The sequence below is a fragment of the Brevundimonas sp. genome (genome assembly GCF_044239655.1).
Lineage (GTDB): Bacteria > Pseudomonadota > Alphaproteobacteria > Caulobacterales > Caulobacteraceae > Brevundimonas.
Map to the genome: position 1 here is coordinate 1 of NZ_JBIIAY010000077.1, position 14,606 is coordinate 14,606.

The 14,606-nt window shown below is 69.2% G+C and carries 16 protein-coding genes and 1 pseudogene; 8 read left to right on the top strand and 9 right to left on the bottom strand.

Going from position 1 to position 14,606, the window contains the following annotated elements; translation table 11 throughout:
• Positions 1-425: 425 nt before the first annotated feature.
• The 5 genes from scpB to ACILQR_RS11000 form a co-directional block, all read right to left on the bottom strand.
• Positions 426-1,082: an SMC-Scp complex subunit ScpB gene (gene scpB / locus ACILQR_RS10980; protein WP_271144105.1), complete on the bottom strand. Its 657-nt coding sequence runs from the start codon at positions 1,080-1,082 to the stop codon at positions 426-428.
• A complete protein-coding gene (locus ACILQR_RS10985) occupies positions 1,079-1,903 on the bottom strand; it encodes a segregation and condensation protein A (protein WP_395651459.1) in 825 nt (274 codons plus the stop codon). Before ACILQR_RS10985 ends, scpB begins: the two co-directional genes overlap by 4 nt.
• Positions 1,904-1,906: 3 nt before the next feature.
• Positions 1,907-2,956: a beta-N-acetylhexosaminidase gene (nagZ, locus tag ACILQR_RS10990; protein ID WP_395651460.1), complete on the bottom strand. Its 1,050-nt coding sequence runs from the start codon at positions 2,954-2,956 to the stop codon at positions 1,907-1,909.
• Positions 2,957-3,706, bottom strand: a complete 750-nt coding sequence (locus ACILQR_RS10995; protein ID WP_395651461.1) for an SPOR domain-containing protein — start codon at positions 3,704-3,706, stop codon at positions 2,957-2,959.
• A gap of 73 nt (positions 3,707-3,779) precedes the next feature.
• Complete coding sequence (locus ACILQR_RS11000; protein ID WP_395651462.1) at positions 3,780-4,985, bottom strand: deoxyguanosinetriphosphate triphosphohydrolase; 1,206 nt, start codon at positions 4,983-4,985, stop codon at positions 3,780-3,782.
• A gap of 125 nt (positions 4,986-5,110) precedes the next feature.
• Here ACILQR_RS11000 and erpA point away from each other — a divergent pair, with 125 nt between their 5' ends.
• The 4 genes from erpA (at position 5,111) to ACILQR_RS11020 (ending at position 7,470) form a co-directional block, all read left to right on the top strand.
• Entirely contained in the window at positions 5,111-5,428 is a 318-nt protein-coding gene (gene erpA, locus ACILQR_RS11005; protein ID WP_395651473.1) for an iron-sulfur cluster insertion protein ErpA, read from the top strand.
• 70 nt (positions 5,429-5,498) lie between these two features.
• A complete protein-coding gene (locus tag ACILQR_RS11010) occupies positions 5,499-5,795 on the top strand; it encodes a metalloregulator ArsR/SmtB family transcription factor (protein WP_395651463.1) in 297 nt (98 codons plus the stop codon).
• A complete protein-coding gene (locus tag ACILQR_RS11015; protein WP_395651464.1) occupies positions 5,792-6,478 on the top strand; it encodes an SdpI family protein in 687 nt (228 codons plus the stop codon). Before ACILQR_RS11010 ends, ACILQR_RS11015 begins: the two co-directional genes overlap by 4 nt.
• A 29-nt stretch (positions 6,479-6,507) precedes the next feature.
• Positions 6,508-7,470, top strand: coding sequence for an alpha/beta hydrolase (locus ACILQR_RS11020; RefSeq protein ID WP_395651465.1), 963 nt, complete (start codon positions 6,508-6,510; stop codon positions 7,468-7,470).
• Here ACILQR_RS11020 and ACILQR_RS11025 read toward each other — a convergent pair.
• From ACILQR_RS11025 to ACILQR_RS11035, 3 genes are read right to left on the bottom strand one after another with little or no spacing between them, the layout of a single operon-like run.
• Positions 7,452-8,189, bottom strand: a complete 738-nt coding sequence (locus ACILQR_RS11025) for a prephenate dehydrogenase/arogenate dehydrogenase family protein (RefSeq protein WP_395651466.1) — start codon at positions 8,187-8,189, stop codon at positions 7,452-7,454. The genes ACILQR_RS11020 and ACILQR_RS11025 overlap by 19 nt on opposite strands.
• Complete coding sequence (locus ACILQR_RS11030) at positions 8,186-9,520, bottom strand: dihydroorotase (RefSeq protein WP_395651467.1); 1,335 nt, start codon at positions 9,518-9,520, stop codon at positions 8,186-8,188. Before ACILQR_RS11030 ends, ACILQR_RS11025 begins: the two co-directional genes overlap by 4 nt.
• A gap of 29 nt (positions 9,521-9,549) precedes the next feature.
• The gene (locus ACILQR_RS11035) at positions 9,550-10,512 is read right to left on the bottom strand and encodes a glycosyltransferase family 9 protein (protein ID WP_395651468.1); all 963 of its coding nucleotides are present in this window, start codon (positions 10,510-10,512) and stop codon (positions 9,550-9,552) included.
• Between the two features lie 97 nt (positions 10,513-10,609).
• Between ACILQR_RS11035 and ACILQR_RS11040 the strand changes: the two genes are divergently transcribed.
• Positions 10,610-10,768, top strand: coding sequence for a hypothetical protein (locus ACILQR_RS11040; protein WP_395651469.1), 159 nt, complete (start codon positions 10,610-10,612; stop codon positions 10,766-10,768).
• 42 nt (positions 10,769-10,810) lie between these two features.
• Complete coding sequence (locus ACILQR_RS11045) at positions 10,811-11,614, top strand: YgfZ/GcvT domain-containing protein (RefSeq protein WP_395651470.1); 804 nt, start codon at positions 10,811-10,813, stop codon at positions 11,612-11,614.
• Positions 11,615-11,903: 289 nt separating this feature from the next.
• Here the strand turns inward: ACILQR_RS11045 and ACILQR_RS11050 are convergent.
• Positions 11,904-13,424, bottom strand: a pseudogene (locus tag ACILQR_RS11050) (alpha/beta hydrolase); the annotation flags it as partial.
• 15 nt (positions 13,425-13,439) lie between these two features.
• Between ACILQR_RS11050 and ACILQR_RS11055 the strand changes: the two are divergent.
• Both ACILQR_RS11055 and ACILQR_RS11060 read left to right on the top strand, forming a co-directional pair.
• Complete coding sequence (locus ACILQR_RS11055; RefSeq protein ID WP_395651471.1) at positions 13,440-14,147, top strand: cyclase family protein; 708 nt, start codon at positions 13,440-13,442, stop codon at positions 14,145-14,147.
• Positions 14,144-14,606, top strand: a 463-nt coding sequence (locus ACILQR_RS11060; protein WP_395651472.1) for a DNA-3-methyladenine glycosylase I, incomplete at its 3' end; no start/stop codon positions are given. The genes ACILQR_RS11055 and ACILQR_RS11060, both read left to right, overlap by 4 nt.

The following is a 14,606-nucleotide window of genomic DNA, read 5'->3' on the forward strand; positions in this document are numbered from 1 at the left end:
GGGCCGACGAAGCTCCCGAAAGAACTGCGCCGGCATCCCCGGTCCGATCCCGCTCCACACACCCCCGCCGCAACAAGATCGCAAGGCCTTGCGCCCTTCCCCGCGACGGGACAGGCAGCAGTATAGCAGGGCTGGATACCTGGGCGGGTTTGAGGGGGTGAGAAATCTGCAATCCGTTGCTGGGCAAGGGATTGGACGACTGAAGTTTGAAAGTTGGGGGCGGCGGACAAGCCGTCTCCTCCCTGTCGCGAAGCGATGGGGAGGTGGCAGCGAGCCTCTTGCGAGCTGACGGAGGGGGCGACTCGGTGCTCAAAATGAGGGCTGCGGGACGCACCTCGATCGCTGCGAGAGTCCTCATCGGTCAGACCCCGTCGCCCCCTCCGTCACGGCGCTGAAGGAGCTCCGCGCACCGGGAGGAGATTCGTTCAATCCCCGACGAAATCCTGGGCGAATTCCGGGGTGTCTCCGTCCTCGATGGGGTCTTCGTCGTCGGCGTCCATGCCGCGCGAGGGGTCGGGGACCTCGAAGCCGGTGGGCAGGGACAGGTCCAGCAGGCCGGCGGCCTTCATCTCGGCGGCACCCGGCAGGTCGTGGATGTTGGCCAGGCCGAAATGTTCGAGGAAGCGGTCGGCGGTGGCGTAGGTGACCGGTCGGCCGGGGGTGCGACGGCGGCCGCGCAGGCGCACGAACCCCATCTCCAGCAACAGGTCCAGGGTGCCGCGCGAGATGGAGACGCCGCGCACGCTTTCGATCTCGGCGCGGGTGACCGGCTGGTGGTAGGCGATGATGGCGAGGGTCTCGAGCGCGGCTTTCGACAGGCGGCGGGGTTCCTCGCGCTCCTCGGTCATCAGAAAGCCGAGATCGGGGGCGGTGCGGAACCGCCAGCGGTCGGCGACGCATTCCAGCTCGACCCCCCTGCCCGCATATTGGGTCTGAAGATCGGTGATGGCGGCGGCGACGTCTGCCCCCTCGGGCAGGCGGCGGGCGATCTCGACGAGGGACAGGGGCCCGGCCGCCGCGAACAGCAGGGCCTCGACCCGGCGGGCCATCTCGATCTCGTCCGGTTTGAAATCGAGGGTCATGGCGTCAGCTCCAGCGCCTGACCCAGACCGCGACGCTTGAGCCAGACGTCCTCGAAGGGCTGGTCCTGACGCACGTCCATGGCCCCCTCCTTCACCAGTTCCAGGCTCGCAGACAGAGTGGAGGCCAGGTAGCTGGCCTGGGTCGGGCCGTCGCCCGTGGCGTCGCGTTCGGGGGCCACCCGATCCAGCGGCGTCCAGTCAGACAGCCTGGGCAGGACGTCGCGCAGCCAGTCGCGCGCCGCCTCCAGCCCGAAGGCCTCGACCCGCTGGCCGGGATTGTAATGACGCGCCTGTTCGCGGCGGCGCTGGGTCACATAGGCGCTCATCAGGTCGTACAGGCTGGCGTCGATGCGGTCGGACGGGACGATGACCGTGGCCTGGGGGTCGCCGCGGGTGAAGACGTCGCGTTTCAGCTGGGGGCGGCTGGTGATCGCCTCGACGGCGGTGCGCATGGCCTCCAGCTTCTGCAGGCGGAAGGCGAGCGCGGCGGCCATCTGTTCGGCGGGCGGTTCGTCCCCCTTGGCCTTCTCCGTGCGGGGCAGCAGAAGACGCGACTTCAGATAGGCCAGCCAGGAGGCCATCACCAGATAGTCGGCGGCGAGCGAGAAGTTGCGGCGACGCGCCTCGTGGACGAAGGCCAGATACTGTTCGGCGAGGCGGGTGATCGACAGTTTGAGAAGGTCGACCTTCTGGGTGCGGGCCAGGGCCAGAAGGACGTGCAGTGGGCCTTCATAACCGTCCAGATCGACCACGAAGGCCTCGCCCGCGTCGATCTGTTCGACGGCGGTGAAGTCCAAGTTGGGCTGGAAGGCCTCGGTCATGGATCAGGCCTGCGCCTCCGCCACGTCCGGGCCCGTTGCGGCGTCGAGGCGGCCGGCGAGCATGGCGTCGAGGCGGTCGCGGGCCTCGACGGGGTCCAGGGGCTCGGGGGTGTGGACGATGCGGGCCAGGGCGGCGGCGGCACGGCGGGCGGCCCCGCCTTTCAGCTTGCCGACACCGGCGGCGACCTGGCGCATCTGATCCATGTCGCCGTTCCAGTGGATGACCAGATCACAGCCGGCCTTGAGCGACTTGGCGGCGCGTTCGGTCAATGTGCCGCTGAGCGCGTTCATGACGAGGTCGTCGGACAGCAACAGGCCCTTGAAGCCGAGGATCTCGCGGATCAGGCGGATAGCCTTTTTCGACTGGGTCGCTGGCCGTTTGGCGTCGATGGCGGTGAAGACGATGTGGGCGGTCATGCCGATGGGCATGTCGGACAGGGCCTTGAACGGCGCGAAATCCCAGGCGTCGAGGGTGGCCAGGTCCGCGTGGACGGTCGGCAGTTCCTTGTGGGTGTCGCCGAACGCGCGGCCGTGGCCGGGCATGTGCTTGATGACCGGCAGGACGCCCCCGGCCAGCAGGCCCTCGGCGGCGGCCCGGCCCAGCTGGGCGACCAGGGCCGGATCGCGGGCATAGGCGCGGTCACCGATGATGTCGTGGGCGCCGGGGGTCGGCACGTCCAGAACGGGGGCGCAGTCGATGTCGATGCCCACGGCCTTCAGATCATGGGCCATCAGCCGGGCACCCAGCCGGACCAGTTCACGGGCGGCGAGCGGATTGTTGGTCGCCTTCAAGTACGCGTCGCCGGGCGGATATTTGGCCCAGTGCGGCGGGCCCAGACGCTGGACCCGGCCGCCCTCCTGATCGACCAGGATCGGGGTCTTCGGGTCATCGACGCTGGCGCGCAGGGCGGCGGTCAGGGCGCGGACCTGATCTGGGGTGTCGATGTTCCGGCGGAACAGGATGAAGCCCCAGGGCCGCTGTTCGGCGAAGAAGGCGCGCTCGTCCTCGGTCAGGACGTGACCGGCGCACCCGTATATCGCCGCCGTGCGCACCTAGCGGACCAGGCAGTCGTCGCCGGCGGCGCGGATGGCCGCACAGAAGGCCTGGGCCCGCTCGCGGCTGAGACCGGTGAAGGTGGTGCGATAGACGGTCGAGCCGTTCGAGGCCGTCACCTCCTGCACCCGCTTGGCCGACCCGCGCGAGAACTGCGGGAAACGGGCAGCGACGGCGGCGAACTCGCGGTCGGCGATGGCGGTGGTCGAGAAGGCCCCGATCTGGACCGCAGAGGTTCCGGTCGCGGTCGAGGCGGCGGGGGTCGTCGTGGTGGCGGGGGCCACCGGGCGCGGTGCGGGCGTTGCCGCCTTTGGCGCAGGCGCGGCCGGCAGGGTGGCGGTCGGTGCAGGCAGGGGCTGGGGCACCGGGCGCGGCTGGACGGCCTCGGGCGGCGGGGTGAAGGTGGGGGCGGTGCCCGGGGCCTCGGCACCGTCGCGATAGACGTCGATCCCGGCCTCGGCATCCACAGGCTGGGCGTCCACGGGGGCCTCGATCTTGAGGTTGCCGACCGGGGTGCCGACGGCAGGCGGCACGTCGTTGGAGGCGCGCAGGCCCGAACGATAGAATAGCACCACGGCCACGATCAGCACGACCAGCACCACGCCCGAGATGATCAGGGTGACCGGCGGGGCCTTGGTCGGCGGCGTGCGACGGGCATCGAAGCCTCGGTTGAACGGCAGGTCGTCGTCGGTCGGCGGCGTATAGGCCCCCCGGTCGCGGCCGTCGGGTCGTTGATCGTCGTGGGACATGGCGTGGTCTCTGAAGGCGTCGCGCGAATCACGCGCGATCAGCCATCCTAACCCCTGAGAGCGCACAGACGAATCACAGTTGGCGACGTGATCGCGCCGGGGCCAGTCTGCGTTGCTCATCGGTGGCGAAGCGGTCGGTCATGCCGGCGATATAGTCGCAGACGGCGCGCGCGCGCCTCGGCCCGTCGTCCAGTCGCGCCCGGCTCGACCATTCGGGCGGCAGCTGGTCCGGATCGATCATGAACCGCTCGAACAGGGCCGCCACCGTGCGCCGGGCCCGGGCGCGGGAGCGGTTCACGGTCGCGTGGCGATACATGCGCTCGAACAGGAAGGCCCGCAGAACGCCCAGGTCCGCCATCATGGCGTCGGAGAACTGCACCTGGGTGCGGCCGGCGCGGCGGACCGCTTCAGCGCTGTCGATGCCGTCCTGAACCAGGCGGCGCGAGGTCTCGGCCAGGACGTCGTCGACCATGAGCCCGATCATCCTTCGCACGGCCTCGAAGCGGGTCATTCGTGGCGTCAGGGCCGGCCAGTCGGCACGAACCCCGGCGACCACCGGCCCGATCAGGGGAAGTGTCGCCAGATCGTCGAGGGTGAACAGGCCGGCGGACAGGCCGTCATCCACGTCATGATTGTTGTAGGCGATATCGTCGGCGATCGCGGCGGCCTGGGCCTCCAGCGAGGCGAAGCCGTCGAGCCTCAGGTTCCAGTCGGGCCGACCGTCGGCATAGTCGGCGATGGCACGCCAGGCGGGGTCGTCCAGTCTTTGGCTGACCGGACCGTTGTGCTTGACGATCCCCTCGACGGTCTCCCACGTCAGGTTCAGGCCGTCGAACGCCGGATAGCGGGTCTCCAGCCGGGTCAGGATGCGGAAGGTCTGGACGTTGTGGTCGAAGCCGCCCCATGGGGCCATCTGCACCTGAAGCTCGTCCTCTCCCGCATGGCCGAACGGCGAATGGCCGAGGTCGTGGGCCAGGGCGATGGTCTCGGCCAGGTCCTGATCAAGGCCGAGCGCATGGGCCAGGGACCGCGCGATCTGGGCCACCTCCAGGCTGTGGCTGAGGCGGGTGCGGTAATGATCACCCTCGTGAGCGACGAAGACCTGGGTCTTGCCCTTCAGTCGGCGAAAGGCCGTGGAATGGATGATCCGATCACGATCACGCGAGAAGGCATTGCGGGTCCGGCTCGGTTCTTCGGGCGTCAGACGGCCTCGCGAGGCGGCGGGATCCTCGGCATAGGGGGCGCGGAACGCGGGCGTGACGGCGGTGAACGGGCTCAATCGATCGCTTCGATGACAGGGCGGTCTTTCGCTATGGACCGGCGCGCCTCATATAGACAGCCGTGAGCACCGTCCAACCCACCGCCCCGTTCAAGCTTCAGGTCGCCCGGCGCGCGCCCGAGGGCATCGTGCTGTCCGACACGGCGGCACGGCGGCTGGCCCGGCTGGCCGAGGCCGAGGGCCATCCGGTGATGCTGAGGGTCGCGGTCGAGGGCGGCGGCTGTTCGGGCTTTCAGTATCGGCTCGACCTGGTCGAGGTGGCAGAGGCCGACGACCTGCTGATCCAGACCGACGGCCAGACGGCCCTGGTCGATCCCGTGTCGGTTCCGTTCCTGAAGGGGTCCGAGATCGCCTACGTCGATGAGCTGGCCGGTGCCCAGTTCGTGGTGCGCAACCCGAACGCGGCGACCAGCTGCGGCTGCGGGGTCAGCTTCTCCATCTAGGTGCGGTCGATTAGGGTATCGCCTAAACAGGCCTTGACCTTAGCCTGAACGCTAATTAGCTTCCTCCCTTATGAACACTCTGTTCAAGGCTCTGTCGCATCCGGTTCGTCGGCGGATCATCGAGATGCTGCGTCCCGGGCCGATGGCGTCCGGGGATATCGCGGCGGCCTTCGACATGAGCTGGCCGACGATCACCGGGCATCTGAATGCGCTCAAGGAGGCCGGTCTGGTCAGTCCCGAGCGCGAGGCCCAGACCATCCGCTATCGGCTTGAGATATCCGCCGTCGAGGAGGCGCTGGCCTTCCTGATGGACATCGCGGGGACCGGCCAGACCGTAGCGCAAGCCCAGGAGGATATTGTCAAATGACCCGCCCTCGCCTCACCCTGCTGGACACCGTCACCGTGGTGATGGTCGTGGTCATCGCCACCCTGGCTGTCTGGGTCGCCGTTGCGGGGCCGACCGGACCGATCGCCATGCATTTCGACCTTCAGGGTCGTCCCGACCGATGGGGTGATCGACGCGAGATGGCCGGGTTGCTCGCCTTCATGACCGCGATGACCGCGCTGACGGCCGGTGCCATGAGCTGGTACGCCAGACGATCGGATGATCCCTCGCGGCGACGTGGCCTGGAGATCGGGCAGTTGATCGCATTGCTGGCGATCGGCGGCACCACGGCGATCCTGTGGACGGCCATACTGGGCCAGAGCTCCGTGGGTGCCGGGGCGGAGGCGACTACGGGCTGGACCATGGCGCTGATGGGCGCGATCTTCGTGGCGACGGGTGCCTTCCTCGGCCGGGTCGCACCCAATCCCCTGATCGGGGTGAGAACGCCATGGTCGTTCAAGAGCCGCCGCGCCTGGGATCGGTCGAACCGCCTGGCGGGCCGACTGTTCTTCTGGCTGGGGCTCGCCACCCTGATCGCCGCCCCGCTCGTTCCTCAACCGGCAGGTTTCGTGACCTTGACGGCCGCCGTCCTGATCGCCGCCGCCTGGTCCGTGTTCGAAAGCTGGCGCGTGTGGAAGAGCGACCCCGACCGCCAGCCGTTCTGATCCTTCCCACTCGAACCTGGAGACTTTCGATGCTGACCCTGCTGATCGCGGGCGCGATGGCGCTCGCCCCCCTGCCCGCCTCTGTTCAGAGCGAGACGCCCTTGGCTCTCACCGGCATGCCGGCACTCCACGGCACGCTGCGGGTGCCCGATGCGGACACCCGGGCCGTGGCGGTGATCCTGCCGGGTTCCGGCCCCACAGATCAGGACGGCAACAGCCTGAACAACGGCACACCGTTGCAAGTGCGGGCGGCGACCTATCGCCTGCTGGCCGAGGGCCTGGCGGGACAGGGCGTGGCGACGTTGCGGATCGACAAGCGCGGCATCGGGCAGAGCCTGCTGGCGGGCGGCGATGAGCGTTCGCTGCGGTTCGACGCCTTCATCTCCGACGCCCGGGCCTGGGCCGTCGAGGCGGCGACGCGAACCGGCCGGCCCTGCGCCTGGTTGATCGGACACAGCGAGGGTGCCCTTGTCGCGTTGGGCGCTGTTCGGGAGCCGGACGACAGGATCTGCGGCCTGGTCCTGCTGGCACCCGCCGGCCGCCCCGCCGCCACGGTGATCGCCCAACAGCTGGCAGGCCTCCCGGAGCCGTTGAAGGCCCAGGCCATGGCGGGGCTGGCCGACCTGGTCGCCGGGCGGGAGACGGCGAACATCCCCGGTCTGGAAAGCCTGTTCCGGCCGTCGGTCCAGCCGTATCTGATCTCGTGGTTCGCGCTCGACCCGGCCGGGCTGGCGGCGGCCTATTCGGGGCCCGTAATGATCGCGCGGGGGACGACGGACATTCAGGTCGCGGCCGCCGATCTGGACGCTCTGGCGGCGGCCCGGCCGGATGCGACCGTGGCCCGGTTCGAGGGGGTCAACCATGTGCTGAAAATCGCGCCTGCCGACCGCGCCGGCAACATCGCGACCTATTCCGATCCGGACCTGCCGCTCGCGCCCGGCGTTGCAGAGGCGGTCGGCGACTTCATCCTGGGTCACTCCCCCGAGCAGTGATCCAGTTCGGCCCGGGCCTGATCGGCGAGGGCGAAGAAGCGGTCGCGAACCTCGGCCGAGAAGGGGTTGTCGCGTTCGATGGCGCGGAACACGGCGGGTGAATCGTGGCGTACCATTTCCACCGCCTGCATGATCCGCTCGAAACTGGTCGTGGTCATGCGGGTCGGCAGGGGCTCCATGGCCAGCAGGACGCGCGCGATCAGGTGGGTCAGGCCCTGGACCACGGCGGCCTCGCGGTCGTGATCCTCGGCCGAGACGTGGAAGACCCTGAGCTTCAGCGCCGAGCGACAGAAGGCGGCGACGCGGCGGGCGGCGCGGTCGTCCCGAACCGGGCAGACGGCGATGCGGTGGCCGGCGACACCGTCCTTCGCGCTCTGAGGGCCGAACAGGGGGTGAAGGCCGACGAGGCGGACACCGGTGGGGAGTCGCTCTATCATGACACGGCCGGGCAGGACCTTCACCGAGCCGACGTCGAGGACCAGGGCGCCGGGCGTCAGGTGCGTCGAGATCGCATCGCAGGTCTCGGCCAGGGCTTCGACCGGCACGGCGAGGATCACGACGCGACAGACCGCGGCTGTGGCCAAGTCGGTCAGGACGACCGTGCCCTCCCCCGCCTCGGCCGCTGGATCGTGGGCGATGATATCGAACCACGGCGACAGATGGCGCGCGGTCAGCCGCCCGAAGGCGCCGTATCCGATCAGGCCGAGCCGGGGTTTCACGCCGCCAGGGTCTCCTGGAAGCGGACCGGGCGACCGGCGGCGCGGGCCGCCAGTTCCCCATCACGCATGACCATCTTGCCCCGCACCATGGTTCCGACCGGCCAGCCCTTGGCCTCGAAGCCGTCGAACGGGGTCCAGCCCGAGCGGGTGGCCATGTCGGCGTGGACGATGGTGCGGCGCGCCTTGAGGTCCACCAGGGTCAGGTCGGCGTCATAGCCCTCGGCCATGCGGCCCTTGCCGGCGATGCCGAACACCCGGTTGGCGCCCGCCGAGGTCAGGTCGACGAACCGCTCGATCGAGAGCCGACCCTCGGCCACATGGGTCAGCATGACCGGCACCAGGGTCTGGACCCCCGGCATCCCCGACGGCGAGGCCGGATAGGGTCGGGCCTTTTCCTCCAGCGTATGGGGCGCATGGTCCGAGCCCAGGACGTCGGCGACCCCGTGGATGATGCCGCGCCACAGGCCCGCGATATGGGGCGCATTGCGGATCGGCGGGTTCATCTGGGCCAGGCCCTTGAGGCGGGCGTAAGCCTCATCGCCGTCCAGGGTCAGGTGTTGGGGCGTCACCTCGACGGTGGCGACGTCCTTGTTGTGGCTGAGGAAGTCGATCTCTTCCGCCGTGGTGACGTGCAGGACGTGGATGCGGGCCCCGGTCTCGCGCGCCAGCTTGACGAGGCGGCGGGTGGACATGATCGCGCTTTCGGCATCGCGGACCTCCGGGTGGCTGGTCCAGTCGCCGGTGCGGGCCAGGGGGCGACGGTCGGCGAGGCGGTATTCGTCCTCGGAATGGAAGGTGGCGCGGCGCTTGACGTGCTTCAGCACCTCGCGCACGCCGTCGTCGTCGGCCACCAACAGGGTTCCGGTCGAGGCACCCATGAAGACCTTGATCCCGCAGCAGCCGGGCAGCCGCTCCAGCTCGCCCAGGTGACGCGCATTGTCGTGGGTGCCGCCGATGTAGAAGGCGTGGTCGGTCCACATCCGGTCGCGCGCCCGGTTCAGCTTGTCGGCAAGGGCGTCGGGGTCGGTCGTCGCCGGTTCGGTGTTGGGCATCTCGAACACGGCGGTGACGCCGCCCAAGGCCGCGGCGCGCGAGCCGGTCTCGAGGTCTTCCTTCCACTCCAGGCCCGGCTCGCGGAAATGGACCTGGGTGTCGATGACGCCAGGCAGGACGGTCAGGCCGGTGGCGTCCACGCTCTCGCCGGCGGAGGCCTGGGACAGGTCGCCGACCTTGATGATGCGGCCGTCGATGATCCCGACATCGGCCATGCCGCGACCGGCGTGGTTGACCACCTCGCCGCCCCGCACGATCAGGTCGTAGGTTTTCGCCATGCCGCCGCTCCTCGCTTTGTCGGGACCGGTTAAGGCGTCGCGGGCGGTTGCGCCAGTATCTTCCGCGCGGCCTTGAGCACGCGCTCGGCGGGCAGGTCCATCATGTGCTGGATGGCCTGGTTCAGGCGGGGGTCCAGTTCGCGGAACTCGGCGAGGGTCCGGGGCCCTCGGACCGAGACCCCGCCCCACGGGCCGACGACCGTCTCGTCCGACGGACCATAGACGCCGATCGACGGGACGCCCGCTGCGACCGCCAACTGAGTCCAGATCGAATCGGCCCCGATGTAGAGCGAGGCGTGCGACAGGGCGGCGGCCGTCTGGAGCGGGGTCAGGCGTCCCTGGGCCTCGATCACCCTGGCCCGCGCGACGGACAGGCGGATGGTATGGACCAGTTCGCGATCGACCTCGTCACCGACGATCAGCAGACGCCCGCCGGCCAGCGGACCGTCCGGCCCCAGCAGGGCGGCGGCGATCTTGGAATAGCGTTCGGCGGGCCAGCATTTGCCGATCCAGTCGGTGCCGGGCCCGACTGCCAGGATCGGCCTGTCGTCCGGCTTGACCACAGCGTCGGCGGCGGCGCGGGTGGCGTCGGAGACGAACAGATGCGGGGCCGGGACCTCGTCCAGGGTCAGCACATCCGCGGCCTGTTCCACGGCATGGCGGCCGGGCTTGGCCTTGCCGCGCACGGCCCGCTTGTCGCGCCGCAGCCGGGTCGAGATGGCGGTGCCGCGCATGTCGACGATCAGGTTCCATTTGACGTCGCGGACCTGATTCCACAGGCCGATCCAGTCCAGCCGGCCCTCGGTCTCCAAGACCAGCAGGCGGTCGAGGCGGGGCATGTCGGCGAACAGGGGCGCGGTCTGGGGCGAGCCGACGACCGTGAAGCGCGCGTTCGGCATCGACCGGGCCAGATAGGCCGGGACGCCCGAGGACAGGACGGCGGCTTCCGGGTCGGCCTCGGCGATGTACAGAATCGAAAAACGCGCGGGCATGGACGGACCGTATACGGATTCTCGCGTCGGTTCAGCGTCTGGTTGACCGAAGCGGATATCGGTGATCTTTGATCGGTGCAGCTTGGAGGGAGCCCGGATGTCGAGATCGATCGTTGTGACGATGCTGGCGGCGGCGGCGCTTCTGGGCGGCTGCACCAGCTATGGCCCCCGGCATTATCCGCCCGGTTGCCCGCAGGCATCTGCACCCTGGCCGCCGCCCGCGCCTTTGCCGCCGCCGCCGCCGCCGCGGCTGTAGGCAGCCCTCGCACGGGCGCCCGGATCGACCTATCTAAAGGGCATGACGCAGATCGCACGCCTCGACAGTCGCGCCCTGATCCGGGTGTCCGGGCCGGACGCCAGACCCTTCCTGCACAACCTGCTGACCCAGGACGTCGAGACGCTGAAGGACGGCGAGGTGCGGTTCGGGGCCCTGCTGTCGCCGCCGGGGCGGCTGCTGTTCGACCTGTTCCTGATCGGCAAGGCGGAGGCGGTGCTGCTGGACGTGGCGGCGGAGCGGCGCGAGGCCATGGTGCAGCGGCTGTCGATGTACCGGCTGCGCGCGCAGGTCGAGGTCGCTGTCGATGACCGGCCGGTGTTCGCCAGCTGGCCTGAGGTCGCGCCGGGCTTCGTCGTCGATCCAAGGGTGAGCGCGCTTGGGGGACGAAGGTACGGCGGCGGCCTCACCGAGACAGCGACCGAGGCCGACCATGATACGCATCGGCTGACGCTGGGGGTGCCCGATCCCTTTGCCGACGCGGGCTCGGACCGGACCTATCCAATCGAGGCCAATTTCGATCTGCTGAACGGCATCGACTTCGCGAAGGGCTGTTTCGTCGGTCAGGAGACGACGTCGCGGATGAAGCGGCGCGGGACGATCAAGAACCGGATGCTGCCCCTGGCCTTCGACGGCCCTCCCCCGGCCTTCGGTGCCGAGGTGCTGAACGGCGAGCGGCGAGCGGGCGAGATGCTGAGCGGCGTTATGAACGCAGGCGTCGGCCTGATGCGGCTAGACCGGTCGCAGGGCGCGCTGACGATCGGCGGGATGTCTGCGCGGGCGTGGCGGCCGGACTGGATGCCGGAATGGCAGCTGCCCGAGGCGTAGGCGCAGCGAGACCGAACATGACGGCCAGCCGCTCGCGCTTGCGGATCAGGGCGTCGCGGGCGAGGGCCGCGGCCTTGGAGGCGTCGTCGTCCAGCCTGGCCAGGGCCTTTTCGATCGAACCGTCGGCGCGGACCGTCTGGGTGTCCTCGACGAACTCCTGTTCCGGGCAGCCGCCGCCGAAGGCCCAGTAGCGGCGGCCGGCGGTCTCGGCGGTTTCCAGCACGCAGCGGCGTTCGGGGGCGAGCGACAGCCACATCACTGCGCGAAAATCGGCCAGGGCGCTGCCGGCGAAATCGTCATGGCCCAGCAGGCCGCCCGAGGCCGAGGTGGTGTCCACGGTCTGCAGACCCTCGCGGACCACGACATTGCGGGCATCGCCGACGCGCTGCATCCGGTTGATCTGCTGCGAGATCTGCAGGGCCCGGTCGCGCTGGGAGGCATAGAGGGTGAACCGTTGGCCTGTGGGCACGATGCGCGGGAAGGTGGCTTCGAACTCGTCCACCCCGACGTCGGGAGCGGCGAAGACGACCTCGTTGAACATGGGGGGGCGGCCCGGCGTACGCGCGGCGATGACGTCGAGCGCCCGCTCCAGCACTCGGTTACCCATCGAATGCGCGACGAGGTGGACACGCTGCGCGCCTGTGCGGTTGGCGACATCGGTCAGGAAGTCGGCGACCTCGTTCAGCAGGGCTGTATCGGCAACGGCGCGGGTGTCGGCCTGATAGCCGAGCAGGCTGGCCCGCGACGGCCAGGAATACAGGATCGGGGCCCCGTCCAGGTTCATGTCCACCGCCAGCTGCGCCGTGCGGATCGCCGCCCCCTCGAACGAGGTGTTGTAGCCGTGGATGAAGACGAAGACCTCCTTGCGCTCGGTCCCCGCCACCACGCCGGACACGCGACTGAAGAAGGCGTCGCGGTCGGTCACCGGCGTCACGCTGTTCAGGATCATGTGCTTGTTGGGATCGGGCCGGAACTCAAGGGTCCAGATCGAGGGCCGTGGGATCGAGCCCGGCGCGCGGTCTCGCGGCACGCTGACCTCGGCCACGCCGAAGCTGAGCGGGGCGCGGTCGCCGCCGAACATCCCGGCCGGGGTCATCTGACCGGTACGGGCCCGGTGCGTCGCGTAATAGACGTCGACCAGGTCGAAATTGGACGCGCCGTCCGCCGGGGCAGCACGCGTGCCCAGGGGGTTCAGATTGGCGGCGCGACGGGCGGCGTCCAGCTCGGCGCGATAGGGGGCAAGGTTGGGGTTATTCGCACCATAGACGCTTTCGCGAATCTCGTAGGCCCTCAGGAACCAGTCGGCCTTCAGGCTGGGTTCGGTGGCCAGACGGCCGACGGCCTCAAGTGGCTCGATCATGGAGACATGACCCTGGCCCCGGAACTGGAGGATCGAGACCAGGGCCTGGACATAGGCGGCGGTCGCCTCGTCCTTCAGGCCCGCCTTGTCATAGGCCTCGGCCAGGGACAGCTGGAACTCGATCAAGGTGTCGGGGTCGGTCGCCCTGAGTTGGTCGATCAGGTCGCGGTCCATGGCAGCGACGCGCAGGGCGGCGATGTCGCCCCTGTCCATGGCCTGGGCCACGGCCTCCAGCGAGACGCGCGGTGCCTCGGCGGCGGCGGGCGTCGGTTGCGGCGTCGTCTGTGCCCGGGCCCCCGCCCCGGCCAGCAGGGCGCCGATCATCGCGACGGCGGTCCAGATCCTGATCGTCATGACGGCGCTTCCCCAAGTCTTCCCCGAAGCGATCCTGTGCCAGATTTCGCCCGGCGACCACGACTTTCCGAACATGACGGCGATAGGATGGGGCATGGCTGAAAGCCCGGCATGACTCGAATCGTCGTGCCAGATACGCCATCCGCGCCTGCACCCACCGGAGACGCCATGCCGCTGCTGGACCTCAGCCACACGATCGAAGCCGGGATGATCACCTACAAGGGGCTGCCGGCACCCTTGATTTGCGACCACCTCAGCCGCGAAGCGTCGCGTGGAAATTATGATGGCGGGGCCGAGTTTCAGATCGGGCGGATCGACATGGTTGGAAACACCGGAACCTATCTGGACTCCCCCTTCCATCGTTTCGCGGATGGCGACGACCTCAGCGCTTTGGTCCTCGAGCGTCTGGTCTGTCTGCCGGGCGTCGTAGTGCGGGCAACGGACGTCCAGGCCGTGGAGGTGGAGGCGTTCCGTGGTCTCGACCTCAAGGGCAAGGCCGTTCTGATCCATACCGGCTGGGATCAGCACTGGCGGACGGACGCCTATTTCGAGGACCATCCGTTTGTGACGGAACAGGCAGCGGAGTATCTGATCGACGCCGGGGCGACGTTGGTCGGCATCGATTCCCACAATATCGACGACACGCGCGGCAAGTCCCGGCCGGTCCATACGGTGCTGCTGGGCGCGGGCATTGCGATCGTCGAACACATGCGTGGCCTGAACGCCTTGCCTGACCACGGCTTTCGCTTCAGCGCCGCGCCGCCCAAGATTACCGGCTTCGGGACGTTCCCGGTCCGGGCCTTCGCGGAGGTTCCATGACCCCGATCCATCGCTGCGCCTGGTGCGGGACCGACCCGCTCTATGTCGCCTATCACGACACCGAATGGGGGGTGCCCGAGTACGACGCCCGTGCCCTGTGGGAAAAGCTGGCGCTGGACGGGTTCCAGGCCGGGCTGGCATGGATCACAATCCTGAGAAAGCGGGAGACCCTGCGCGCCGCCTTCGACGGCTTCGATCCGGAAAAGGTCGCCCGGTACGACGACACCGACCGGGCGCGGCTGCTGGCTGATCCGGGGATCATCCGCTCCCGGGCCAAGATCGATGCGACGATCCGGGGGGCCCGGGTCTGGCTGGACATGCGCGACGGCGGCGAGGACTTTTCCGCCTGGCTGTGGTCGTTCGTCGATGGCCGTCCGGTGCAGGGCAGCCCGGTCGGACTGACCCAGAGCGACGCCTCGGTCGACATGGCCAAGGCCCTGAAAAAGCGGGGGTTCAGTT